This is a genomic window from Companilactobacillus alimentarius DSM 20249, assembly GCF_002849895.1.
In the GTDB taxonomy this organism is placed as follows: domain Bacteria; phylum Bacillota; class Bacilli; order Lactobacillales; family Lactobacillaceae; genus Companilactobacillus; species Companilactobacillus alimentarius.
On the sequence record NZ_CP018867.1, the window covers coordinates 96,341 to 121,013 of the forward strand.

Here is a 24,673-nt window from a genome sequence, read left to right on the forward strand (position 1 = left end):
TCTTGCCTTATTTATTTTGAGCAAAAATTGTGTTATATGTAAGTTTTTTTACCGATATTTTTTGAAATGATTTTTTTGGAAATCCTATTATAGCAATGAATTCAGCTGATAAGTTATTAATGGAACTTGTATCAAGAGATGAGGTTAACATGCTATAATTTCCCCACATGTTAAGACTATTTGGCGGGGGCAATTGATTGATGATTTCTTTGAAGAATAAAAGAAGTATCGGTTGGAGGATCAATAAAGAACAGTGGAGTTGGATTATGTACGATTGGGCTAATTCGGCATATGGAATTATTGTGACGACGGCTGTTTTACCAATCTATTTTAAATCGTTAGCTTCAAATGATAATATATCGGCTGCTAGTTCCACTGCATATTGGGGATACGCTAATAGTTTCAGTACATTATTAGTTTCGCTATTAGCTCCATTTTTAGGAGCGTTAGCTGATTATCCGCATTTTAAGAAGAAAATGCTAAGCATATTTTGTTGGTTAGGGATCGTTACGACAATAGGGTTAGCATTTGTTCCCAGTACACAATGGCAGTGGTTATTGATTGCTTATATTTTTTCGGCAATTGGGTATTCAGTTAGTAATCTGTTTTATGACAGTTTCTTGACTGATGTAGCCGATGACGAACAAATGAACAAAATATCGACTTATGGGTATGCGTATGGTTATTTAGGTGGCGTAATTGCCTTTATTTCATTTCTCATTTTAGAATTGACTAATGGTTTTGGTAATTTAGATGGGACAGGAATTGCCCGTTGGAGTTTTATTATTGCAGCGATTTGGTGGTTTATATTTTATTTGCCATTACAAAAAAATGTTAAACAAAAATATTCACTTAAAAAAAGTGAATCACCAATTCTAGGTAGTTTTAGAAGAGTTTTTCAGACGATAAGGCATGTTAAACAGTATAAAAAAGTAGCTTGGTTTTTAGTGGCATATTTTTTCTACATTGATGGTGTTGATACGATATTTACTATGGCAACAGCAATAGGGATGGATATTGGTATTAAGACAACAGAGTTGATGATTGTCATGTTAGTCGTGCAGTTGATTGCGGTACCTTTTTCAATTTTCTTTGGTTTTATTGCCGATAAAACTTCGACAAGAAAGGGAATACTTTTAGGAATATTTGTCTATTTATTGATCTGTTTGTATGCTCTACGATTGCATACTAATATTGATTTTTGGATTTTAGCGATTTTAGTAGGGACTAGTCAAGGTGGTTTACAAGCTTTGAGCCGATCTTACTTTGGCAAAATTATTCCTAAGGAATCTGGTAGTGAGTTCTATGGCTTTTATAATATATTAGGGAAGTTTTCCGCTGTAGTGGGTCCGTTTATCGTTGCCGTTGTGACGCAGTTAACAGGTAAATCAACAATTGGAGCAGCATCTTTAAGTGTTTTATTTTTGATTGGTTTAATTATTTTTACAATTTTACCAAAAATTAGTCGAGAGATCTAAAAAGAACTAAACACCATCTTTATTTTCAAGCAGTGTTTAGTTCTCTTCTAAGACTTTTTTCTATTAGCAGTAATTAATCGGAAATTATAGGAATTGATAACCAATTCAATATCATCTTTTTGGAGATAATAGTTTTTACCTTCTTTTGTAGTGACAGTTTCGTCAGATATAATTATCTGATTAACCAATTTCTTGATTTCATCGTTGGTTAAATTAAGAGTTAATTTTTTGTTGAATCGTCCAAAGACTAGTGTCGTGTAGCAGATTCTATCTAGAAACACTTGTCGATTGGGTATGTTCGTTATTTCCATTTGTCTATTAAGTGGACTGTCTCCTTAGTATTATTAGTAAAGACACTATCCACTTTTAAAGTGTTTAAAGCACGATAATTATCGTTATAAGTATTTAATATCCAAGCGTTAGTTTTGAAACCGTTCTTGTGAGAAAGCTTGATTAGTTTAGGTGTCCATTGTTCTAAACGAATTGAAATGAATTTAATATAACGAGGAGCATTTTCAATTTCCTCACTATATTGGCGCTGTGTAACTGAATCTAACAGCCAAAGAATAGGGACATTTTTAAGTGATTTGTGAAAAGCCTTGATACCGGGGATACTTTCATCTTGCATGATTATATTTTTACTCATTTTATACTTCTTGACCTCTTTAGCAAGGGCCTTTTCAGTGGCAGTATTGTCGCCAGCGTTTTTCTTAGTCTCAATTATATAATGGACATTTTTTCCGTAACGTTTAAAGACATCCTTTAATTGATGTAGTTTTTCACCATTTCGTAGTTTGACATTTTTTAATTGAGAAGTTGTTGAGTCAGAAATCGTAACATTTTTACCAGTTGATTTCTTTAGATTATTGTCGTGTGCGACATACAACTTTTTATCTTTACTGAGCCAAACATCTTGTTCAATGTATTGTGTTCCATCTTTGATGGCTTGATTGTAGCCACTAAATGAGTGATCGGGATTGTTATAAGGACTGCCACGATGTGAGAAGAGCAACGGATTTTCTGGTGAAGCATGATTGACACTTTGAGTAATCGAGGTTAAATTCTTGGCCTTAGGTGCTGCAGCTGCCTGGACTGTCACTAGGGAGGTTGATACACCTATAATTAGTCCTAGCGAAAAGATTAAAATGGATAATTTCTTTTTTAACATAATATTCCCCTTAATTTGATACTTCTCATGATAGTTTAAACATAAAAAAAGTGCCACCGTTGGGTGGCAGATTTTCTAAATATGCTTTGATAACAAGGAAAGATGTTTTTTATTTGCGGATAATTGCTTGGTTTTTTCCCGTTCAATTTGTAATTGCTTTTTGAGCTGACGATTCTTCCAAAATCCATGAATACAAATGGTTGTAGGAATCATTAGCCAAGCTAAAGTAGCCGGAATTAACCAAGGATTGTTTTCGATTATTTTGAAGCCTTCAGCGTCATACTTTTTCATTTCTTCACGCATTTCTTTAGATAATAACATAACATCGCATCCTCTCATTATTTAACTCAACTAAATCATATAGCAAAAAGTAAGCGGTGTCATTGGATAAGGGCAATTAATTACCAGAAGATATTTTGATACCGATAATACTGATCAATAATAAGACTACAAAAATCCACGTTAAAGGAGATAATTTGTCTCCAAATAAAATCACTCCTATAATGACTGAGCCAACAGCTCCGATACCAGTCCAAATAGGATAGGCGAGACTCATTGGGAGTTTTTTAATTGCGATTGCTAAAAAGAGCATGCTTAAAGCTAAACCGACAATTGTATAGATGGTAAAACTGATTTTACTAAAGCCATGGCTTAGTTTCATTGTAGTGGACCAAACTACTTCAAATAGTCCAGCAATAATTAAATAGATCCAACTCATAATATTTTCCTCCAAAAAAATAAGTACTCCTTAGCAATTCCTTCTTTGGCCTAATGGAATTGGTAAGAGTACTTTATTGATTAACACCCGGCGGTGTAGTTATTTTTAATAAAAATAGTTGCTGGTGACAAATTATTCTGCAGGGACAAGTGGATGTTTGCGAACAATAAATGTTAAAAGATACGATGCTGCAAGAATTACTGTAACGACTAAGTATGGGTAATGTGTATTCCAATCCATCAAAGCTCCTGACATCAATGGTCCAATGACGTTACCTACACTAGTTAGTGACATATTCATCCCATTGATCAAGCCTTGGTTAGAGCGACTCGATTTAGTCAAAAGTGTCGTGATAGCAGGTCTTAGAAGATCAAATGATGAAAAGATGACTAGAGTGGCTACGATGACTTCAATGTGCGAGTGTGCCTGAGTGATCCAGAATACGCATATAGCACTAAGTAGGAAAGCAATACTGATCAATCGCATTTCACCAATCTTTTCAATGATCCAATTAAAAGCAGCTACTTGTAAAACCAAGGAAATTATACCATTCAAAGTTAAAACTAAAGCGATTGTTCCTAGTCCAAAATTGAAGACTTGATTTACATAGATACTATAAATACTTTCGAAGCCTTGAAGTCCAAATGATGATACCAGAATCATACCGAATAACATGACCATTGGCAATGTTAAAATTGAACGAATGGAACCTTTTTCTTGGGCTTTCTTTTCAGCTTGAGCTTCTTCAACGGCGAGAACTTCTTTATCTTCTTTAAGAAAAATCTGTGTGAAGATAGCACTAGTAATACTTAGAACACCGGCGACCCAGAAAGGCGTTTTATAAGTAATACCGGCAAGGATTCCACCCAATCCTGGTCCTAAAATCAGACCACCACTAAAGGCGGCTGATAGCCAACCAATAACTTTAGCACGATCCTTTAAGGTAGTCAGATCAGACCCTAAGGCCATTGAGGTAGGAATTACCATAGCGGCTGATAAACCACCAATGATACGAGAAAGGTTAAAGATTGGTAAGCTTGTAGCGACTGCGAAGATGAATTCAGAAATCATATAAGTAAATAAACCAAAGACGATAACTGGTTTGCGACCAATCTTGTCGGACATCTTACCAACAATTGGTGAGGCAACGAATTGTGCAAAGGCAAAAAGAGATGTCATGACTCCCATTTGTGACGTAGTAAAATGATATTCATTCTTAATAAAAGGTGTGACAGGTATAACTAATCCAATTCCTAAACAAATTAAAAAATTACTAAAAACAAGAATATAAATAGATCTTTTATTCTTCCCCATATTTCCCTCCTTATAACTAAGTTTCAGTTCAAAAAAACTACCATCTGCCTAGGACGGTAGTTGAGAATAATAAAACCGATTTCTAAGCGAACTTAGACATCGGTTGTTGTGAACCTCAATTTATATTACTGACTAGCATACTATGGTTTTATGTTAATGTCTAATAAATTAAATGAATCATATTTTTAATTTATTATGAAATAATAACTTTTGGCATATAAATAGGATGTAATTATGGACAATCAGTATATTTCTGACTATTATATAAACATGACTGTAAATAAGGAGGTCATATTTTGGATTTTCGAAGTGGCTTAAACAGTGATAAGCCTCAGATAATAAATTTACTGGTGGACTCATTTAAAGAATACATTACTACTAAGAATATGTTTCAATCGAAATTTCGTTCGAGTGCAAAATTTGATAAATTGCTTCACAAATATTTTGCATTAGAAGTAAATGTATTTATGAAAAAAGGTTTGGTTTATGTTGGAGCTGACGGAAAGGGCAAACCACGTGCTGTGGCCTTAATTGAATTTTCTCAAGGTAATCAAATTAGTAGTTGGGATTATCTAACTTTGGATGGATTGAAATTAATTCCAGAGATATTGAGAAGTGGATTCAATGGTTTCAATGCATTCGATATCTTTAAGTTTGAAGATCTATTTGATTTAGTAAAGGGTAAGAAGAAATGTGCAGTTGAATATTTGGCTGTCGATAAGAAGCTTCGTGGTCAAGGTATCGGTAGTAAGATGCTTAATAATCACATTAGCCCTTATGTTAAGAAGATTGGTTATCGAAACATTATTCTTGAAACAAATACTCAAAAAAATGTTAAATTTTATAAGAAAAACCATTTTTCCGTGCGCTCAGTTAAAAAGGTTAACTTGAGTCATGGTGATGTAAAAGATTGGGTCTTATCTAAGGCTATCTAAAGTAAAAGAGACATTCACACGTTGTGAATGTCTCTTTTTTACTAAAAACAACTAATTCCTACGCCATAAGAATAACAAATTATTTTATACATAGTGTTTTTCTTAAGGAAACTTAAGATTTTAGATATCGGAATCAACCATAGTCCAAGTGATAGTTCCATTATAAGTACCAGGGGATGCTTCAGGAGAAAGATAAATTTGCCAATCTCCAACACCGACATAATTAGTCAAGTTTAAATCGTCTTGATTTCCAGAAAAGTTAGTATTTCGAATAGGTGTACCAGTAGGCGAAATAGGTTCCCAAGTTCCGGAATCTGTATCAGAAGTGTTTCTTTGTCTAATGAATAAGAGATTTGATCCATTAGTTGGCAAGGTTTTATTATCACCATTAATCATTTGGGTATTGACGTTAGTATTGTCATAGGAAACGTTAATGTTAAAGTCACTGTTGTCAGGATGAGAAACACGTAAATCTCCCTTTGTACTGATATTATTCAATGTTTTAGCTTGACCGTACATATTGGTAGAACCGAAATTAATTGATGTCGGGACTGAGAGAAAGGAGTCGGTCTTTTGAATGTTTAAATTTGCTTGAGGAGAATCAATATCCTTGGATTCGTTGCCATCCGTTGTTCCAGAAAGGTTTGCTGTATTAGTGACTATTCCAGCTGCAGCAGAGGTTACTTTAGCTTGGAATTCGACTGTCAGACTTTGTCCCTTTCCAATGGAAGTCACTCGTGTGTTGATAGTTGAACCGTTGTTATATGGTGTACTATCTCCTGGTCCTTTGATTTTAACGGTTCCAGTTTGTTGGAGTCCAGAGGCAAGCGTGTCAGTGAATTGGGAACCGTCAAGCATAGTGTCTTTACTATTACTGTTTACTTTGAACTCAATAAAGTAGTCGACAGTGTCGCCACTTTTAGCGGTGGTAGAATCTTTAAAGCTAGTCTCATTGTTGGTTACGTTTTTAACTTTTTTAGTAAAGGTATAACTAAAATCAGCAGGGGATACCGGAATTTTAACAGAGGCATCATATGAGTCTACTTTATTAGGAGAAATATTATAATCCGAACCTGAGAATGTGGCTGTATTAGTCAAATTGCCATCCGGGTCTAGATTATTTAAAGCAGAATTAGTTATTGTAGCTTCATAAGTAATTGTTTCATCTTGTTCATCAGTCAAAGCTTGTTCGGGTGTAACGGAAAGCTTTTGAGATGAAGAATCGTAACTATATTGACTGGAATCAAGAGCAGTGAATTTATCGCCATTGAATGACTGTTTGATTGAAGACGTATCTAGCTGGAGTCCAGAAGGAATCTTATCGCTTAGTGACTTGTAATTCCACTGAGCACCATAACCGTTATTAACCATTTTCAAAGTGAATTTAAGCTTATCGCCAACTTTATTAACGCTACCTGAACGTGATTCGTTGGTAAATGTTTTAGCAGCAGTGGGAATAGAGTAAGGTTTTGCGGTAACGCCCATAGTAGAACTGTAATGGGCTGTGTCACCTACAGCCAAGGTCGTTGGATTCCATTTTAAAGAATAGGCTGTATCCATAGCTTTAGTAATTGTAGGTTCAAGTAATTCATCACCAGTACCAGAAACAGTTGCAGGAGTGAAACCTTTGGCCCAATTCATACCGGTACCACCTGTAGTATTTTCTTCGCCTGCATAATTATCAAAGCCATCAGGGGTTTGATTACTGACGATTAATCGTAAATCATGACCATTATAGGATGTTTGGATGCTTAGTCCGTCTCTATTTTCCATGCCACGAATAGGAACCATATCGTTACCACCATTACTATCACCCATTTTAGTATCTTCACCGAAAAGAATTGTAAACTTTTGAGAGGTAGTGCCCTTATTCTTTAGGTAGAGTTCACGTTGAACAATGGCCGAATTAGACGGAGAAGCTCTCAGTAAGATTTCCGCTTCTAGATCATAATTACCATTATTAGTACTGCCTTGCGTTCTGACGTAATTACCGACAATTTTGTAAGCCGGATTTCCATTCTCATCGGTCCCAGCAAAGTATTTTTTGTCAGTCATACCGGGATTACCATTATTATTACTATTAGTACCAGCTCCTAAGATAGAGAAATTCTTAGCCGTAATTTCTTTGGTACTATCTGACGGTGCTAAAAGAAAATCAGGAGAAGTCATAGATACCCCTGATTTATTAGTAGAATTATATTTATAGCCTGATTGAAAGACAGAACTAATATATGTTCCGCCATCATTCAAAAAAACATTCATTTTTGAGTAATTGATATTGTTACCAGAGGCAATCGAATTGTTAGTAATGGTATTGTCGCCCATCTCTGAAACTAATCCAGAAGTATTTTGCGCCAATCCAAAGGCATAACCCAAGCTAATTTTTCCTCCAATAGGAAGCTGTGCAATTGAATTGGAAGTTCTACTTTGCCAGTTAGTTATTCCGTCATCAAAATCATTTCCCGAAATGGCATCTCCAGTAGCGGCCTGAGTATTCAAGACTGGAGTAAGAAAGAAGCATGCTATTAAAAAGAAGATTATTGATAATAAGAACTTGGTAGATTTATAATCCCTCATTATAATCCCTCGCAATTAATTCAATATTAATAATATTTTGTTTCTTTTATCAAAAAATCTATACATATATATTATAATATTAAACCAAATGTAAAAGTTATATTGTTTAGGAATAAAATAGATGAACAATAATGATTTTTAAGACAAAAAATTGTGATAAAAATAATTACTCGGCTTTTTTCAAGCCATTTTGAAGAGATTCAATTCCTTCACTAGCAATGAAGTAAACCAAAATCAAGGCAGCAATGGAGTCGACCCACCAGAGATTGAAGAGGGCGGTCAAAATAGCACCTAATAAAACTGTTCCTGCCATATAAGCACAAGTTATGTTGCACATACCATCTTCAATCAATGCATCTGATTTAATTATCTTACCTAACGAGCGTTTCTTGAAGGTAAAGATAGGCATCAAAATGACTGAGGCTATGGCAATAAGGATTCCCGAAAGACTGGATTCAGCACTTTGATGTGTCGCTAAGTTGAAAACAGAAACAGCAATGACATAGACAGATAAGAGCAGTAAAATTATGCCAACAATAAAGGATGATTTCTTTTCCGCTTGAGCAATTTCTTTTTCTGGGGCATGATTGAATTCTTTTTTTAAACGCCAGATCAAGGTGCTTCCGGAAATGATTTCTAGAAAGCTATCTAAGCCAAAAGCTATTAATAGGATAGAACCAGCTTTGATTCCTGAAGTGAAGCCAACGACAAATTCAAAAGCCATCCAAATAGTTGATAGGTACTCAATTTGTAAACTACGTTTGATATTACTAGTATTATTCACCGTGTTTCTTACCTCTCATAACGTGATCAGCATGTTCTAGTGTTTCATTAATAACATCTAGAATATGAGGATCATCTAGTTGATAGTAATTTGCTTTACCAATTCTTTTAGCGCTAACTAGTTGATAATTTTTTAACAAAGCCAATTGGTGGGAAACTACTGATTGTTCGATTCCTAATAGATCGACTAGTTCACTAACATTCATTTCTTTTTGTTCCAAAATATTCAACATTTGGATACGGATGGGATTACTGAGTAATTTCAAAATTTTTTGTGATTCATCGAGAAGATGTTGATCAATCATTTTTATTTCCATTGTTTTCTCCTTTATATGTTGTTTATAACATATGTCAAAGATAACATATAAAGACTTAATAAAAAATACTTCTGAAAAATTATTTGAATTTTTCTTAAAAGTATTTTAGATAGCGGTTGGTATCTTTGGTCCGCAGTGACCATTGCAAGCACATTTTTGATCGTCAATCATTGGACAATGACAGATTCCATCTTCACCAGAACAATGGCAAGTTGAAAAACAAGTCATGTTTTGATGACAATAAGGATTGTTGTCAGTCAAATAAATCCCCCCTTAAATTAATTTCTCTTTATAATTTTACCTCAGGAAAGTTCGTTGACAATGATTTATTGAATGCTAAGATTTTTACAAAGACTTTATCAAGGGGAACAAAATGAGAAAAGTGTCGGCAAAATCATTAATTTTTGGTGCTTTTTTAGAATCAGTTGGAGCTAGTTTTATTTGGCCCATCAATACAATATTTATCCACAATTATTTACACAAATCATTGGCTATTGCGGGAATAGTCCTATTTTTTAACTCAATTTTAACTTTTTGTGGCAATTATTTAGGCGGTAAATTGTTTGATCGCCTAGGAGGGCACAAGACGATTGTTCTAAGTACCGCTATAGCTTTGGCAGCGTTGATAGGATTGATTTTTAATCATAATTGGCCAGCCTATCCAATCCTTTTGCCTATTTTGGGATTCGGAGTAGGGAGTGCCTTTACAGTTATTAATTCGTTTGCGGCTCAAATTGATGATGTGGATCGTTACAAGCTCTTTAACGGGATTTATATGGGGACAAATTTGGGAAATGCCATCGGTACGGCTCTTGGTGGCTATATTGCGGGAATTCAGATGACCTTAGTTTTTATTGCTAATTTTATTTTTTTGACGCTTTTCTTCCTATTAGTAATATTTGGATATCATGATCGAGTGATTTCTAGCAAAAATGTTTCGCAAAGAAAATTTGTTAAAAGTGGTATTCATCCAGGTGTTGGTTTAATGGCTCTATTCTTAGGTGTGTCGTGGTTAGCTTATTCGCAATGGAGCAGCAATATTTCTACGCATTTGACGGATCTGGGTATTCCGGTCAGTAAATACAGTCTTCTTTGGACAATTAATGCAATTGTAATTGTTCTGGTTCTACCGATAATTAATCGTCTAGTTGAAAGTAGGGTCTGGTTTAAGAGAATTCAGATTCCTTTAGGTGTAATTTTATTTATTATGTCGTTTGTGGCGATTATCAATGCTAGAGTTTATTGGTTCTTTGTTGTTGGCATGGTTGTATTGACTATAGGAGAAACTTTGGTTTATCCAGGTATTCCTGCATTGGTGAGTGAATCCACTCCTAAATCGGAAGCTGGTCGCTATCAAAGCCTTTTGAGCATGTCATCCACATTTGCTAGAGCGATTGGACCATTAGTCGGTGGCGTGATTGTGGAACAAGGGTCATATGACACGTTATATTTGTCGGCTATTGGGGTTTTAATTGTTTCTTTAATTATTTTGCGTTTAGGATATCGTGAATTGATACATAGATATGACTAACTTAGATATTATTAATAAATAAAGTTATTTTATAATAAGGTAATAATAAATGTTATAGTCAATAATCGTTAATAATATTTGATAATTTTGATGATAGGTAGTATATATATAGATATAGTTAAGCGATGTGGAGGCAGTCGCGATGAAAAAATCAATTAGAGGGAAATTATATTTATTTTTATTAGCTACCTTAATTTTTTGTACTTTTATCAGTTTTAAGGGAAATTCATTAACTGTTAAGGCTGATGATGAGACGGTAACACCATATGAAACGCCAAATTCTGATCCAATTGTCTTTTTGGGGATTTGGTTTACAAATGGATACTCATTGCAGCCTGAAACAGATTATTATACGCAGGTAGGTCAGTCAATTGTTGTTCATACTTCACCTGGGCGTTCAATTTGGACGACAATGATGGGATTAGCCGATTCACCACATTATAGATGGTATAAATCAACTGACAGTGGCAAGAATTGGAGTGAAGTCTCTGAAAGTGATGGCGGTCACAGAATGAACTTTCCAATTACTCCAACAGAAACAGGAACAACTTGGTATCAGCTAGATACGCAATATTACACATTGATAACTCCATGGGCAAAAACTCATATTTATTCTAAAGTAACAGCGGTTCACGTAAAAGATGCGGTCAATGCTACTAGTTTGAAAGTAAGCGCTGACGATAATTATATTTACAATGAATCTGATTCAGATTTGGCTCAGAATTATACATTTATTCATGCGTACCCAACCCCATCGGATGCTACCGGTAAAATAACTTATTCTGTTGATAAGCCTGAGATTGCTGACTTTGCGGCCGATAGTGAGAATGGTGGTACAACAAACGAATTGGTCGCTAAAGATGGTGCAACTGGTACTGTTCGTGTCACAGCGACGATGGAAAATCCCAACGGTTCAGAAACAAGTGGTTATGTCGATGTCAAAGTTGGTGGTGGACTTGATGATCAAACAGTTGATGTTGGAGACCCGGCAACCTTTAGCATGCACGGTAATATTGATGGAACCAATTCAAATACTAATGGTAGTATCCAAATAAAATGGTACAAATACGATAAAGATGGAAATCAAACCACAGTAGCGACAAGTAGTGGCAGCAATTATAAAGATTATGCTGATTATACAATTCCAAAAACTACTATGGACGATGATGGGACTCAATATCAAGCTAAGATAACTGTTTCATTATTGGGAGGACTTATTCAAACCGATAGTTTGACGACTAATAAGGCAACGTTAACAGTTAAAAATGAACCGAAAGTTTCGATAACTGGAAAAGCTGTCAATAATACATATGATGATGGCAGTAATACTTCAAATACGTTGAATAAAGTTACTAATAAAGATGATGTTTCATACGAATATGATATAAAAGATAGCAAGAAACAATCCGTTCTAGATGGTGGTAGTTTTGTAATTCCATTGCACAATGGAACAACTGTCAATAGCGTGGAATTAGACGGCAGTTCTTTGGCATCAAGTGAGTATACTGTTATCAGTGATTCTGATGGTAAAAAAGATTATTTAGTTGTTAATGATATTAATTTCGACGCAGATACTCAGAGTCATTCGGTAAAAGTTGATACTACAGTATCAGGTATAACTGATAAAGAGCAATTTGATTACACGCCTTATTACTATGGTAATGATTACAGTGGTACTGTTTATAAAACGGAAGCGGATAAGTATACAATCAATTATGTAAATGATAGTTTTAATGCCTCGGTAGATGATATTGATTTTGGCACTATAGCATCTTCAGAGACAAATACACTTTACTACCGTCAGGAAGATAACAATCTACCTAATAATACGATTGATATTAGTGATCAAAGAAGAGATAAGAAGCCTATGAAAGTCTTTGTCGCCCAACCAGAGGCTCTGACAAATGGGATGGTTTTGCGTTATTACCAAAATGGCAATTATACTAATCTATCAAGTAGCGATGTCTTGATTAAAAGTTTTGGTCAAGATGATACTGCTTCAATTGGTTGGAAAAAGGATGAAGGTATTTTGCTTTACGTAGGTAATACGACACCACTTGCCGGTAAATATACTACCCAATTGAATTGGACCTTTGAAGATAGTGTTTAGATGATTGTTTTATATTGAAAGGGAAGAAATCAGATATTATTTGATTTCTTCTTTTTTTGTGCCAATAATAATTATTAATTGTTTTTTGACAAACAATATTATTAGATATATATTAATTAAATTAGAAAGATGCAATATATATGCTTTGTTCTAAACGGAGATTATTTATAAAAAGGGGAGTCTTAAAATGAAAAAATTTATAAGCAAACCACTTTTTCTTTTGGCGATTGTATTTAGTATTCTTGCGGGGTTGGAAACACCTTTCAACGTTATGACATATTCTTATATTTTTTATTTAATTAGTCATAAAAGTCTGAATCTTGTTTTCCCATCTATGATTATTATTATTTTATTGTATGGAGTATTTTGTATATTAGGTTATTTAAAGAGTGTCGTAATAAATAAAAATATATATTCAATCAACAATAATATAAAGTACAATTATCTGACTAGTAAAATGTTTAATGTGAGTCCTGAAGATGATGACTTTGAATCAAAAAATCTGTCCTTTTTTATGAATGATCTAAAATTGTTGGAGAACAATTATTGGAGACAAATTTTTAGGCTATTGGGTGGATTCATTACTACTTGTGCCACGTTGGCATATGCTTTGTACAATAATGTTTATATTACGTTAATATTCTTATTATTTATGGTATTACCATCAATGGCACCAAAAATGTTCAGTAAATCTATTCAGAAGAAAACTAAAATATGGTCCAAAAGAAATCAGAACTTATCTTCTGTAGTGAAAGACTTATTGCACGGTGCGCTACTTTTAAAGAGATATAAATCAACTTTAGGGTTTTCTGGGAAATTAAAGGGTTCTATTTCGGAAATGGAAAATTCAAACGCTGAAATGAAGAATAGAATTTCACTTTCAAATAATTCAATATCATTTCTGTTATATTTATGTACTTATTTACCAATTGGAATTGGAATTTACTTTACTATCAATGGCACAATAAATTTGGCTCAGTTCGTAGCAATTCAATATTCATCTTCTTGGATTCTTAATGGATTCAGCTCTATTATTCAGGGATGGAATACTATAAACAGTACTAAGGATATTAGAAATAAAATAGAATTATTACCTGAATATAAGAAAGATAATGATTCTGGAAATGACGAGATCTTTAAAGAACTGGAAGTAAATAACGTTTCATTTTTATATACTAGTAAAAAGGTCTTTGAAAATATCTCATTTAAATTATTATCAGGTAGTAAAATTTTAATAAAGGGAAAGTCAGGTATAGGAAAATCGACTTTACTCAGAATGATCCTTGGGGAAAAGAAACCTGTATTCGGGGAAATTACAGTTAATAATCACCAATACAATAGTGATTTTGCTTATAATCTTTTTGGAGTAGTAGGCCAGAGTCCAATAATATTTGAAGATAGTATTAGAATGAATATCACTTTGGGCAAACGTGATAGCAAGGATAATGAGGTTATTGATGCATTAAGAAAGTCGGGACTTGAAGAATTTGCTTCAAAAAAAGGAATTGATCTAAAAATAAATGAAAATGGACACAATTTATCTGGTGGTCAATTAAAACGAATAGAAATAGCTAGAGCTCTATTTTTCAATCGACAAGTTTTGTTAATTGACGAAGGCACAGCTTCATTAGATGAAGAGACGGCAAGTGAAATACATAAATCAATTTTGAGTAATAAGAATATATCTATAATAGAGGTGGATCACCACATATCAGAGGATATTAAGAATCTATATAGTAATGTTTATGAATTGAAGAATAGTGGGCTTGTTGAACAAGGATAGGATTATTGTTATTACTAAAAATGTTAATAATGGTAAAAAGCCACTACATAATAAATATGATGGCAACTGCCCCAACCAGTAATATATTTATTTTAAAATCTAAATTAAATTTGACCATAATAAGAACTCCTTGGTTTGATTTCATGTCCAAACTAAGGGATTCACTTCACTTAAATAATTTAGATGTGAGGCGTTTTTATTATGTCTGTGATTAATTATATTAAATAACCATAAAAGGGGCTCGTACGTTCGCATGGTGTTTTAAAATGTATATTTAAATTAATTAAAATAATCAAATTTGATGTATATAAAGTGATGTACCTGTTATAATATGGATGTACAAAAAAGAGGGATGCTCGAACACCCCCCAGATAGCCCGTTTAAGACGGTGACTACTTAAGTTTTAATAATAGTTCAATAACCGTTAACTCAGCCAAAAGTTAGGACGGTTATTTTTTTTGATTAAAATTGAGTATTAGAACTACCAACGTTGCAAAAGAAATCATCAACGTTAAAGCTTGGTAAACACTCATGGTTATCCTTTCGAGAGGTAAAGCCACTTTATTAATCTCATAAGGCATCACCTCACATCATCATGAAGTTAGCCACCGCCATTAACTTGCTATCGTTAATATTATCTAATATCAATCGGATCAATGAAAGCTATTTATCAGAATCTTAAAAGATAAATGGCTTTTTTGTTTAATATTGATAACAAATGCTAACTTTTATATATATAAAGTTGCAACCTTAAATATATGTAACTAGGGGTGTACATCGTATACACCCCAAATAACATACTTTAAAAATATCTAGGGAATTATTTTGAGAATACTACATAATACTACATTTTACTTGTTACTCATTTTTGACCCAAAGATTCATTATCCAAAAATGTTAATGACGCAAAAAAACCACCACATAAGAAATGTGATGGCAACCGCCCCAACCAGTAATATATTTATTCTTTGACTACCAAAAAGGTGTTATAAGATGATTCTTAAAATTATCAAAATAAAGAAAAAATCAGTTATATCAATGCTTGCACCCAATAACGGTTGTACGATAAATAGAGTTGATAGGCATTTTTATTTTAAAATAGAATCCCATATCCTGCTTCCACTATTTATTTTAAAAATTGATTGCACTTTTGATTGACATATTCGTGAAATAATATGAAACGGTTTGAAATTGAGAAAAGAAAAAAGCCAGTCATATCAAGGCTTTTAGGCCTTAATACAACTGACTGAAATCTACTTTATGGAGGTGAGGGGAATTGAACCCCTGTCCAAGCATAATGCTATGCAAGCTTCTACACTCATAGTTGTATCATTTAAAGTTTCGCTACTATGAACGCCATACAACCAGGCTAGCCACAGTAGCTATCCTGATAATCTCTTTTCAACTATTCAGAATGCACAGTTGAACGTAGCCCAATTAATTTGAGACCCATTTCCAACCCTTGGGCGAAACTAGAATGGATCACGCTTAGACTGTTTTTAGGCAGCTAATGCGTAAGAATTATTATTTTTTGCAGTTATAATAAACTGTGTGTTTTAAAGGGACACAAGGCCCTAAGTGCGGCTCACACGCTACTACACATGTCGAATCCAGAACACCCCCATGGTGTCCAACTAATATACTATCTAACTTTGGATAATTAGGCAAGTTATATGTTTTAAATTATTGAAAATAGCAATACATTTATGATGCTACTTTTCATTATTATTGTTAAAATACAGGGTGTAGATGGAGGTATTGAAAATTGAATGAAAATGAAAGGAAACCATTTTACAAGAGAAATTGGTTCTGGATCACGATTCTTTCGATTATAGTAGTAGTTTCAGCTACAACTTATGTTGCTAATTATGCTTTTTATCAAGATAAGGCGGACCAGACCACCTTGAGACAAAGAAAGAGTCAGTCATTAAAGAAAAAGGCTGAGAAGAGTCCTTCATTAATTACAAAGTACAATTCTATTAAAACGGGGCGTGAAGGTTATTCTAAACGTACCATCTATAAACTTTTGGGAAATCCTAAAGAGTCACAATTAATTGATCCTGAAGGTCAAATTGAAAATGTTACTTGGAATGGCACTGATAATAATAATGAAGTGATGATTCAAATTACCTTTGAAAAAAATAAAGCGCAAGCTAAATCAATTCAGGGGCTAGATATCGACCGTGAAAATAGTTTAACTTTAGTAGATTATAATAAAATTGCGGATGGCGACGGTTATAATCGGGTTATAGATGTATTAGGTGAACCAGATGATTATTCAGATATGAATGGGATTAGAACTTTGACGTATGTATCTGATTTATCAGAATTAGATCCGACTCAAAATGCTTCTATTCAAATAAAATTATCGAATAATCAAGTGATTTCTAAATCGCAAATTAATGTAAAATAAAAAAGATGCCTATGTCAAAACAGTGAATGCTTTGATATGGGCGTCTTTTACTGTGCAATGTGTCGTTTGTGAAAAATACCGAATGCCTTGATGGCTAGACTGGAGATGCCAACTGACATGACAGCTAAGAAGAATGAAACTATGTCAGTTAAAGCAATATTTCCTAAACAAACGAAGCCATCAATAATGAATAAACTAATGTATTTGTCGACACCAAAGTTTTTATGAATAATCATTGGTGGAACAGTGGTCCCTCCACTAGACATGTTGAGGGTATATAGAATTGCAAGACCAATGCCAAAAATTACACTTCCTACTATTATAGAGATAACTCTACTTTGAAGAATTAAGTTATAAACTGGTGTGATATATAACAGTAACGGAAGTACGAAACTTCCAATTGCTAATTTAATGGTGGTTTGTCGATCTAAATGTATGTAAGCCAGTACTAACATCACAATATTTATGACAAGAACCGAGATGAATGTTGGGATTTTCCATCCTGCCTGTAGCAAGATGGCGATACCTGTGGCACCACCAGCCGCTATACTATGCGGTTCGAAGAACATATTAAGACTAAATGCGATAAGTTCCAAAGCAACTAACATTATTAGTAGTTTTGCGGACGTTCTCTTTTTATTATTCTTCATATATAAAACTATATCATGAATATATTGTTATAGCAATAAAAGTATCCGATACCTAAATATAAGAACAAGCTTTCGCATGTTTCATGAATGTTACTAAAATTACATTATCATCCTAAAATGTAACTTTGCGGTCGTTGTCATGTAATACTGAGCTGTTAGTATAGCACCATAGCAATGAGAGCTAAACAATAAAAAATAAGGATGTAATTAATTCATGAAAAAAGTTTTATCTATCGCTTTATTAAGTACAGTAGCATTAGCAGGGGTATTCACTTCAACAAATACTGCTCAAGCCGCAGTTTCAACTGGTAACAATAAGGTACAAGTTGAAAAGGGTGATACTTACAAGAGCATTGCTGAAGCTAACGGAATTAGTATTTCCGCTCTTGAACAAGCAAACGGCCGTGAAGTTGGCGGATTTGACTTGATTTTCCCAGGAGAAACAATTACCTTACCTAGTGCCACAACAAACACAAGTGCAAATACAGATACAACAAATAATAATTCAAATACACAAGCAACAACACAAGCAGCACAAGCACAACCAACAACTGATACTCAATCTGCTACAACAACAGATAACACTGCTCAAGCAACACAACAAAGTGCTACTCAAAATACTCAAAGTACACAGAGTTCACAAAATACTAGTGCCACAACACAAGCTAGTCAAACTGCAAGTACAAGCACTACTTCAACATCAACTTCTAGTGGTACCTTCAAGATCAGTTTCTATGATCCATCTGTTTTAGGATCAAATATGGGTTATAGTGGTGTCGCTGCTAATCTTTCAGTCTTCCCTAAGGGTACACAATTGAAGATTACTTTAGCTGACGGTACAGTATTGTACAGAACAGTTAATGATACAGGAACATTTGCTAACTCAAACTCACAACAATTAGATGTTGCTATGCCTAGTTCATCAATTCCATCATATGGTGTTACAACAGCTTCTGTTGAAGTTATTTCTTAATTAGAAAAAAATAATTTAATATTTAAGTATTAATGATAGTCATAGCAATCACAAATTGTGATTGTTGTGGCTATTTTTGTGGACAATCTTCCTTAGATTAAAGTAGCGTCTTTTTAATAAAGTCTTAATTTTATAATATAAAAATATGTAAAATAGAAATTTTGTAATTTTTTTATTTTCAAAATAATATCAATTAACCGTTATAAAATCCGTAACGACGGTCTTTAAGAAACATTATTAAATAGGCGTTTTGCTAAATAACATGTTATAAATGACACTTGGCATAAAAAAGTAAAATTAGAATGTTACTAAAAAAAGTTCATTTTTATTGATTGACATTTTAAAAATTAGATTGTATTATCTAACCAATGATTAACAAAGACATTTATTAAACAATTTGATCGGGGGAAGTAATTCGATCTCGTTTGTACAGAAAGCCTCTAATTGCTGAGATGAGGACTACGACTTGAATGAAAATGACCCGTGATTGGTGCGCTGAATCCTTTCGGATAAAGATGCAATGGTTGGTACCCTTTACAGTACACGCGTATAGTGAATTTCTGTACGTTGTTAAGGGGATAAGTGTAAATTTATTCCGAATTAGAATGGTACCGCGCAAAAGCCGCTTCTAAATATGAACAGATTATGTTCAGTTTAGAAGTGGCTTTTTTGTTTATATAGATATTTTTGATTAGTAAGAAATGTATAAGGTGGGAGAAAGAAATGAGTAAATATAAAAAGATTGGCAAGGTTATCTTATTAGGCTTTACAGCATTATTTATTTTTGTATTAGCTGGTTGTGGTAATCAAAATAAAACCCAAACAGTTAAAGTAGGAATCAATCCTTCTGATTCTGCAATTTGGAAAGTTGTTAAGAAAAACGTGAAGAGTGAAGGTATCAACTTAAAGATTGTTGAGTTCAATGATTACAATCAACCCAACACAGCTTTGGTACAAGGGGAAGTGGACATCAATGCTTATCAACATACATTCTTCTTAAATTCATGGAATAAGGCACATCACAGTGATCTTGTTTCAATTGGTAAGACGGTTATTCAACCTATGTCTTTATATTCACACAAGATCACTAAGCTTAGTCAATTAAAGAATGGTGCAAAAATTGCTATTCCAAATGACGCTTCTAATGAGGCTCGTGCATTGCAGTTACTTGAAGCAAATGGTTTGTTGAAACTTGATAGTGGTGTGAAATTACCATCAACGAAGAATATCAAGGAAAACAAATTGAATTTGAAGTTTACCACACTTGATGCAGCTCAAACAGCTCGTTCACTTGATGATGTAGATGCAGCTATCGTTAATGGTAATGTTGCTAGTGATGCAAAACTTGATCCATCTAAAGCAGTTGTAACTGAAAAGGTTAATAAGAAATCACAACCATGGATCAATATTATCGTTGCTCAAAAGAAGGATAAGAACAACAAGACTTACAAGAAAGTTGTTAAAGCTTTCCAAACTAAGGCTGTTGCTAAAGAAATCAAGAAGGTTTATGGCGAAAGTGCCGTACCAGCTTGGAATAAGTAATAAAATGTTTTAAAAATTTGAGGAGGTTTTCATATGTCAAAACTATCAGATCCATTAATTCAGAAGTCGATTGAGGATTTAAAGCAATATATCGCACTACCATCCGTTTCAGCAAAGAATCAATCTATTACTGAGACAGCCGAATTCCTTAAGAATTTACTACAAGACTTTGGAGCAGACGCAACCGTTTGGGATGAATTTGAATATCCAGTTGTTTTCGCTGAGATCAAGCCAAAGAAACCTAGTGATACTACCATTCTTATTTATAATCACTACGATGTTCAACCGGAAGAACCACTGGACCTTTGGAATTCAGATCCATTTAAATTAAAGATTACTGATGACAAGTTCATTGGTCGTGGCGTTTCTGATTGTAAGGCCGATTTGATCAGTCGAATCACAGCTTTGAAGATTTATCGTCAAGAACATGGCGATCTTCCATGTAACATTAAATTCTTAGTCGAAGGACAAGAAGAAGTTGCCAGTCGTCATTTGGAAGATTACTTAAAGAAGTATTCCGATAAATTGTCTGCTGATTTGATAATTTGGGAATCAGGATATAAGAACGAAGAAGAACAATTTAATTTCACCGGTGGTAATAAAGGCGTTTTGTGCTTTGAATTAGAAGCCACTTCAGCAAATATTGATTTACATTCTTCATTTGCTGCGGTAGTTGATTCAGCCACATGGCGATTAGCTCAAGCACTGGATGCTTTGAGAACTCCCGAAGGTGATATTAAGATTCCTGGTTTCTATGATGATGTTGTAGAACCTACTCAAAGAGAAATTGATTTAGTTAATAAAGCTACTACACCAGATTTGAAATCAAAATGGGATCTACAAGTTCCATTATTGAAAAATAAATCGGTTAATTACAATTTAACTTTCAATCCTACTATTAATATAGAAGGAATCAGCGGTGGCTGGGAAGGCGAAGGAGTAAAAACTGTCACTCCTAAAGCCGCTACTGCTAAATTAGAGTTCCGATTAGTACCTAATCAAGATCCTCATGACCTATTTGATAAGTTGACAAAATATTTGAACGATCAAGGCTTTAAAGATATTAAAGTTAAGTATCTCTTAGGTGAAAAGGGTTATCGTTGGGATTTGGATAGTCCAATTGTTGATAAGTTGATTTCAACTGCTAAAGACTTCTTTGGTGGCAAGGATAAAGTTGAGGCATTGCCATCAAGTCCTGGTACTGGTCCAATGTATCTCTTGAACGAATATACTCATGCCTCAATTATTTCAACAGGTGTTAGTTATTCTAAAGCTGGCAATCATGCCCCAAACGAAAATATTAGAATTCAAGATTACTTAGATTTTATTGATTTCTTTGATCAATTCTTGGGTAAATTAAGGGAGTAATTATTAAATGGCAGAACAAAATGGGATAATTCAGCTAAAAGATATTGATGTTACCTTCCATAATGAAGGAAAAACGATTGAAGCTGTTAAAGATGTTTCGATCAACGTTAATAAAGGTGACGTTTTCGGAGTTATCGGGTACTCTGGTGCCGGGAAAAGTACTTTGGTTCGTGTAATTAATTTGTTGCAAAAGCCAACTTCTGGAACAGTAATTGTTAATAACCAGAATTTAACCAAATTAAGTGCAAAAGATTTACGGAAATCACGTCGTAATATTGGAATGATTTTCCAACATTTTAATTTGATGAATTCATTGACTGTTTACGGAAACGTCGATTTTCCACTACGTGATTCAAATTTGAGTAAAGCTGAACGTAAACAAAAAATTGATAAATTATTAAAAATTGTTGGTTTAGCTGATAAAGCTAAAAATTACCCATCACAATTATCTGGTGGTCAGAAACAGCGTGTGGCGATTGCTCGTGCTTTAGCTAATGATCCAGAAATTTTGATTTCTGATGAAGCTACTAGTGCTCTTGATCCAAAAACTACCACAGAAATCTTGGATCTACTGGGTAGCTTAAATAAAGAATTAGGAATTACCATTGTCATCATTACTCATGAAATGGATGCTATCAAACAAATCTGTAATCGTGTTGCGGTTATGGAAAGTGGACAATTGATTGAGGAAGGAAGCCTGTTGTCGATTTTTGGTAATCCAAAGAAACAACTTACGAAAGACTTTGTTAATACTTCGACACATATTGGTTCTGTTCTGGATGAAATCAGAGATAGCGGCATTGTTAACAAATTGAGTGGACGTTTGATTGAATTGAATTATATTGGTGACTCAACCAATGAGCCAATCGTTGTTGAACTTTACAAACGTTTTGAAGTTGAAGCAAACATTCTTTTCAGTAATATTGAAAGATTACAAAATACTACTGTGGGAATTATGTTATTTGCTTTAACTGGTGACGATAAAAAAGTTGAAGAAGCTATTCAATATTTAAATAGTTTAAATGTTAATGTTAAAGAAATTTCACTAAAGAAAGAAGGCAAATAATTCATGGCAGATTTAGTAAATAAGTTTCTTCCTAATGTTGTTGCCAACTGGGAAGGCGATAATGGATTCGTCGTAGCTATTTGGCAAACACTTTATATGACATTTGTCAGTGCTTTGTTTGCCGGAATCATCGGGATTATTTTAGGAATTCTCTTGGTTGTTACGGCTGATGATGGAATTACACCACACAAGGCCTTTTATACATGTTTGGATAAACTAGTTAATTTATTCAGATCAATTCCATTTATTATTTTATTAGCGGTCATTGGACCATTTACCAAATTGATTGTTGGTCAAACAATTGGACCTACAGGTGCTTTGGTACCGTTGGTTATTGGAACTGCACCATTTTTTGCCAGACAAGTCCAATTAGCCTTGGTTGAAGTTGATCATGGTGTGATTGAAGCTGCTGAAGCAATCGGACTTTCACCAATGAAAATCATTTTTAGAGTTTACTTACGTGAAGGTCTTCCAGAGTTGATTCGTTCAGGGACACTAACAATTATTAGTTTGATTGGTTTAACTGCCATGGCTGGTGCCGTTGGTGGTGGTGGTCTTGGTAACATGGCTATATCCGTTGGTTATCAACGATTCGAAAATGATGTCACAATCGTTTCTATGTTATTTATTTTAGTATTGGTATTCGTTATTCAAGGACTCGGTGATTTTGCTGTTAGAAAATTAGAACATTAGATAACAAGTTGATCGGAAAAGTAACATATTTAATTGGTACAGAAAGCCTCAGGTGCTGAGATGAGGACTAAGCAATATGTGAAAATGATCCGTGATTGGCATTCCTGATTTTTTTAGGGGATGATGGTTGGTACCCATTATCATACACAACATGCATTGCATGTTTTAGAGGAAAGTAAATGTGAATTTACTTTCGAAATAGAATGGTACCGCGCTAAAAGCGCTTCTATCTAAGATGATTAAGTCGTCTTAATAGGAGCGCTTTTTGTGTCGAGAAATAGGGTTTTAAAATCGAGGAGGAGTACTCATGAAGAATAATAAATTTAAAGCTATTCTTTTATTAATTGTTGCCACATTTAGTTTGTTTGCTTTGGTAGGTTGTGGAAGTAGTCAGGCTAGTTCAAATAAAGAAAAGACTGTAAAGATTGGTATTACTGGTTCCGATGACAAGGTATTAAAGGCCGTTGCTAAGAAAGTGAAAAAAGAAGGAATCAACATTAAAATTGTTGAGTTTTCAGACTATAGTCAACCAAATGCTGCTTTGGATCAAGGGGAAATTGATTTGAATGCCTTTCAAACAGTGATTTTCCAAAATGACTGGAATAAGAAGCATAAGACCAATATTGTATCAATTGGTTCCACTGTAATCGCACCAATGGCACTTTATTCAAAGAAGATTAAAAAGGTTAGTCAAATCAAAGAAGGCGATAAGATTGCCGTCGCTAATGATGCAACCAATGAAGCTCGTGGATTGACATTACTAGAGAGTGCCGGTTTGATCAAGCTTGATAATGCTAAAGTTCCTGGTTTAAAAGATATTACTGAGAATAAATTGAATTTGAAGATTACACCTTTAGATGCTGCTCAAACAGCTAAATCAATGGATGATGTTACTGCCTCGGTTGTTAATAGTGGAGTTGCTAATGATTCTAAATTAGACCCTAAGACAGCCGTATATAGAGAAAAGATTACTGCTAAGTCAAAACCATATGTTAATATCATTTCTGCTAATAAGAAAGACAAGAATAATGCAACATATAAAAAGATTGTTAAGGCATATCAATCTAAAGATATTGCTAAGGTTATTAAAGATGAATTCCATGGATATGAAAAACCAGCTTGGAATTATAAAGTATTAAATTAAAGAATAAAAATTGTTAAAAAGATTTTAAACTACCACAAAAAAGCGTCTAGAATATTTCTAGGCGTTTTTTGCAACTTAAAGTAACACATTTTTCCTGTTTTCATTTAGAA

General features: G+C 33.9%; 22 protein-coding genes, 1 other RNA gene and 1 other annotated feature. Of the genes, 12 read left to right on the forward strand and 11 right to left on the reverse strand.

Going from position 1 to position 24,673, the window contains the following annotated elements; genetic code table 11:
* The first annotated feature begins 200 nt into the window (after window positions 1–200).
* Window positions 201–1,478, forward strand: coding sequence for an MFS transporter (locus LA20249_RS00595; protein WP_057737921.1), 1,278 nt, complete (start codon window positions 201–203; stop codon window positions 1,476–1,478).
* A gap of 47 nt (window positions 1,479–1,525) precedes the next feature.
* Here the strand turns inward: LA20249_RS00595 and LA20249_RS00600 are convergent, their stop codons facing one another.
* The 5 genes from LA20249_RS00600 to LA20249_RS00620 all read right to left on the reverse strand — a co-directional run bounded on the left by LA20249_RS00600 (window position 1,526) and on the right by LA20249_RS00620 (window position 4,678).
* Entirely contained in the window at window positions 1,526–1,789 is a 264-nt protein-coding gene (locus LA20249_RS00600; protein WP_057737919.1) for a DUF3781 domain-containing protein, read from the reverse strand.
* Complete coding sequence (locus LA20249_RS00605) at window positions 1,780–2,646, reverse strand: glycerophosphodiester phosphodiesterase (RefSeq protein ID WP_057737917.1); 867 nt, start codon at window positions 2,644–2,646, stop codon at window positions 1,780–1,782. The genes LA20249_RS00600 and LA20249_RS00605 overlap by 10 nt, the downstream gene beginning before the upstream one ends.
* Before the next feature lie 75 nt (window positions 2,647–2,721).
* Window positions 2,722–2,967: a hypothetical protein gene (locus LA20249_RS00610; RefSeq protein ID WP_057737916.1), complete on the reverse strand. Its 246-nt coding sequence runs from the start codon at window positions 2,965–2,967 to the stop codon at window positions 2,722–2,724.
* A gap of 76 nt (window positions 2,968–3,043) precedes the next feature.
* A complete protein-coding gene (locus LA20249_RS00615) occupies window positions 3,044–3,364 on the reverse strand; it encodes a DMT family transporter (protein WP_057737914.1) in 321 nt (106 codons plus the stop codon).
* 132 nt (window positions 3,365–3,496) lie between these two features.
* Window positions 3,497–4,678: an MFS transporter gene (locus LA20249_RS00620; protein WP_057737912.1), complete on the reverse strand. Its 1,182-nt coding sequence runs from the start codon at window positions 4,676–4,678 to the stop codon at window positions 3,497–3,499.
* A gap of 296 nt (window positions 4,679–4,974) precedes the next feature.
* On the opposite strand from LA20249_RS00620, the gene LA20249_RS00625 reads away from it, so the two are divergent.
* Window positions 4,975–5,613: a GNAT family N-acetyltransferase gene (locus LA20249_RS00625; RefSeq protein ID WP_057737910.1), complete on the forward strand. Its 639-nt coding sequence runs from the start codon at window positions 4,975–4,977 to the stop codon at window positions 5,611–5,613.
* 120 nt (window positions 5,614–5,733) lie between these two features.
* On the opposite strand, the gene LA20249_RS00630 is transcribed toward LA20249_RS00625, so the two are convergent.
* From LA20249_RS00630 to LA20249_RS00640, 3 genes are all read right to left on the reverse strand, one after another.
* The gene (locus LA20249_RS00630; RefSeq protein ID WP_057737907.1) at window positions 5,734–8,190 is read right to left on the reverse strand and encodes an isopeptide-forming domain-containing fimbrial protein; all 2,457 of its coding nucleotides are present in this window, start codon (window positions 8,188–8,190) and stop codon (window positions 5,734–5,736) included.
* A 166-nt stretch (window positions 8,191–8,356) separates the two neighbouring features.
* The gene (locus LA20249_RS00635) at window positions 8,357–8,974 is read right to left on the reverse strand and encodes a cation efflux transmembrane domain-containing protein (protein ID WP_057737905.1); all 618 of its coding nucleotides are present in this window, start codon (window positions 8,972–8,974) and stop codon (window positions 8,357–8,359) included.
* Window positions 8,967–9,290 carry an ArsR/SmtB family transcription factor gene (locus LA20249_RS00640; protein ID WP_057737903.1) on the reverse strand — a complete coding sequence of 108 codons (324 nt, stop codon included), beginning with the start codon at window positions 9,288–9,290 and terminating at the stop codon, window positions 8,967–8,969. The genes LA20249_RS00635 and LA20249_RS00640 overlap by 8 nt, the downstream gene beginning before the upstream one ends.
* Before the next feature lie 373 nt (window positions 9,291–9,663).
* Here LA20249_RS00640 and LA20249_RS00645 point away from each other — a divergent pair, with 373 nt between their 5' ends.
* The 3 genes from LA20249_RS00645 (at window position 9,664) to LA20249_RS00655 (ending at window position 14,714) form a co-directional block, all read left to right on the forward strand.
* On the forward strand, window positions 9,664–10,821 hold the full coding sequence (locus LA20249_RS00645) for an MFS transporter (protein ID WP_057737900.1): 1,158 nt from the start codon (window positions 9,664–9,666) through the stop codon (window positions 10,819–10,821).
* Between the two features lie 142 nt (window positions 10,822–10,963).
* Window positions 10,964–12,931, forward strand: coding sequence for a type 2 periplasmic-binding domain-containing protein (locus tag LA20249_RS00650; protein WP_057737898.1), 1,968 nt, complete (start codon window positions 10,964–10,966; stop codon window positions 12,929–12,931).
* A 187-nt stretch (window positions 12,932–13,118) separates the two neighbouring features.
* Complete coding sequence (locus LA20249_RS00655) at window positions 13,119–14,714, forward strand: ATP-binding cassette domain-containing protein (RefSeq protein WP_057737897.1); 1,596 nt, start codon at window positions 13,119–13,121, stop codon at window positions 14,712–14,714.
* Window positions 14,715–15,163: 449 nt separating this feature from the next.
* On the opposite strand, the gene LA20249_RS12045 is transcribed toward LA20249_RS00655, so the two are convergent.
* Both LA20249_RS12045 and ssrA read right to left on the reverse strand, forming a co-directional pair.
* On the reverse strand, window positions 15,164–15,295 hold the full coding sequence (locus tag LA20249_RS12045) for a putative holin-like toxin (protein WP_418236091.1): 132 nt from the start codon (window positions 15,293–15,295) through the stop codon (window positions 15,164–15,166).
* Window positions 15,296–15,972: 677 nt separating this feature from the next.
* Window positions 15,973–16,337: a transfer-messenger RNA gene (gene ssrA, locus LA20249_RS00660) on the reverse strand.
* A 142-nt stretch (window positions 16,338–16,479) separates the two neighbouring features.
* Between ssrA and LA20249_RS00665 the strand changes: the two genes are divergently transcribed.
* Window positions 16,480–17,127: a DUF3862 domain-containing protein gene (locus LA20249_RS00665; protein ID WP_057737895.1), complete on the forward strand. Its 648-nt coding sequence runs from the start codon at window positions 16,480–16,482 to the stop codon at window positions 17,125–17,127.
* Between the two features lie 47 nt (window positions 17,128–17,174).
* On the opposite strand, the gene LA20249_RS00670 is transcribed toward LA20249_RS00665, so the two are convergent.
* Window positions 17,175–17,777: a YitT family protein gene (locus LA20249_RS00670; RefSeq protein ID WP_083477892.1), complete on the reverse strand. Its 603-nt coding sequence runs from the start codon at window positions 17,775–17,777 to the stop codon at window positions 17,175–17,177.
* A 214-nt stretch (window positions 17,778–17,991) separates the two neighbouring features.
* Here LA20249_RS00670 and LA20249_RS00675 point away from each other — a divergent pair, with 214 nt between their 5' ends.
* The 6 genes from LA20249_RS00675 to LA20249_RS00700 all read left to right on the forward strand — a co-directional run bounded on the left by LA20249_RS00675 (window position 17,992) and on the right by LA20249_RS00700 (window position 24,563).
* On the forward strand, window positions 17,992–18,750 hold the full coding sequence (locus LA20249_RS00675; protein ID WP_057737891.1) for a DPBB and LysM peptidoglycan-binding domain-containing protein: 759 nt from the start codon (window positions 17,992–17,994) through the stop codon (window positions 18,748–18,750).
* A gap of 723 nt (window positions 18,751–19,473) precedes the next feature.
* Complete coding sequence (locus tag LA20249_RS00680; protein WP_057737889.1) at window positions 19,474–20,292, forward strand: MetQ/NlpA family ABC transporter substrate-binding protein; 819 nt, start codon at window positions 19,474–19,476, stop codon at window positions 20,290–20,292.
* A gap of 33 nt (window positions 20,293–20,325) precedes the next feature.
* Window positions 20,326–21,660: a M20/M25/M40 family metallo-hydrolase gene (locus tag LA20249_RS00685; RefSeq protein WP_057737887.1), complete on the forward strand. Its 1,335-nt coding sequence runs from the start codon at window positions 20,326–20,328 to the stop codon at window positions 21,658–21,660.
* A gap of 7 nt (window positions 21,661–21,667) precedes the next feature.
* Entirely contained in the window at window positions 21,668–22,726 is a 1,059-nt protein-coding gene (locus tag LA20249_RS00690; RefSeq protein ID WP_057737885.1) for a methionine ABC transporter ATP-binding protein, read from the forward strand.
* 3 nt (window positions 22,727–22,729) lie between these two features.
* A complete protein-coding gene (locus LA20249_RS00695; protein WP_057737883.1) occupies window positions 22,730–23,419 on the forward strand; it encodes a methionine ABC transporter permease in 690 nt (229 codons plus the stop codon).
* Window positions 23,419–23,650 (forward strand) — a binding site (T-box leader). Its footprint overlaps the gene before it by 1 nt.
* 76 nt (window positions 23,651–23,726) lie before the next feature.
* Window positions 23,727–24,563 (forward strand): MetQ/NlpA family ABC transporter substrate-binding protein, encoded by an 837-nt coding sequence (locus LA20249_RS00700; RefSeq protein ID WP_083477891.1) that lies wholly within the window; start codon window positions 23,727–23,729, stop codon window positions 24,561–24,563.
* The last annotated feature ends 110 nt before the right edge of the window (window positions 24,564–24,673 follow it).

Bases quoted from the DNA above. Each gene is read 5' to 3' on its own strand.
- LA20249_RS00680 (WP_057737889.1), top strand. From the start codon at position 19,474: ATGAGTAAATATAAAAAGATTGGCAAGGTTATCTTATTAGGCTTTACA.
- LA20249_RS00605 (WP_057737917.1), bottom strand. From the start codon at position 2,646: ATGTTAAAAAAGAAATTATCCATTTTAATCTTTTCGCTAGGACTAATT.
- LA20249_RS12045 (WP_418236091.1), bottom strand. From the start codon at position 15,295: ATGCCTTATGAGATTAATAAAGTGGCTTTACCTCTCGAAAGGATAACC.
- LA20249_RS00695 (WP_057737883.1), top strand. From the start codon at position 22,730: ATGGCAGATTTAGTAAATAAGTTTCTTCCTAATGTTGTTGCCAACTGG.
- LA20249_RS00700 (WP_083477891.1), top strand. From the start codon at position 23,727: ATGAAGAATAATAAATTTAAAGCTATTCTTTTATTAATTGTTGCCACA.
- LA20249_RS00620 (WP_057737912.1), bottom strand. From the start codon at position 4,678: ATGGGGAAGAATAAAAGATCTATTTATATTCTTGTTTTTAGTAATTTT.
- LA20249_RS00595 (WP_057737921.1), top strand. From the start codon at position 201: ATGATTTCTTTGAAGAATAAAAGAAGTATCGGTTGGAGGATCAATAAA.
- LA20249_RS00610 (WP_057737916.1), bottom strand. From the start codon at position 2,967: ATGTTATTATCTAAAGAAATGCGTGAAGAAATGAAAAAGTATGACGCT.
- LA20249_RS00655 (WP_057737897.1), top strand. From the start codon at position 13,119: ATGAAAAAATTTATAAGCAAACCACTTTTTCTTTTGGCGATTGTATTT.
- LA20249_RS00650 (WP_057737898.1), top strand. From the start codon at position 10,964: ATGAAAAAATCAATTAGAGGGAAATTATATTTATTTTTATTAGCTACC.
- LA20249_RS00670 (WP_083477892.1), bottom strand. From the start codon at position 17,777: ATGAAGAATAATAAAAAGAGAACGTCCGCAAAACTACTAATAATGTTA.
- LA20249_RS00630 (WP_057737907.1), bottom strand. From the start codon at position 8,190: ATGAGGGATTATAAATCTACCAAGTTCTTATTATCAATAATCTTCTTT.
- LA20249_RS00675 (WP_057737891.1), top strand. From the start codon at position 17,992: ATGAAAAAAGTTTTATCTATCGCTTTATTAAGTACAGTAGCATTAGCA.
- LA20249_RS00615 (WP_057737914.1), bottom strand. From the start codon at position 3,364: ATGAGTTGGATCTATTTAATTATTGCTGGACTATTTGAAGTAGTTTGG.
- LA20249_RS00690 (WP_057737885.1), top strand. From the start codon at position 21,668: ATGGCAGAACAAAATGGGATAATTCAGCTAAAAGATATTGATGTTACC.
- LA20249_RS00600 (WP_057737919.1), bottom strand. From the start codon at position 1,789: ATGGAAATAACGAACATACCCAATCGACAAGTGTTTCTAGATAGAATC.
- LA20249_RS00645 (WP_057737900.1), top strand. From the start codon at position 9,664: ATGAGAAAAGTGTCGGCAAAATCATTAATTTTTGGTGCTTTTTTAGAA.
- LA20249_RS00685 (WP_057737887.1), top strand. From the start codon at position 20,326: ATGTCAAAACTATCAGATCCATTAATTCAGAAGTCGATTGAGGATTTA.
- LA20249_RS00640 (WP_057737903.1), bottom strand. From the start codon at position 9,290: ATGGAAATAAAAATGATTGATCAACATCTTCTCGATGAATCACAAAAA.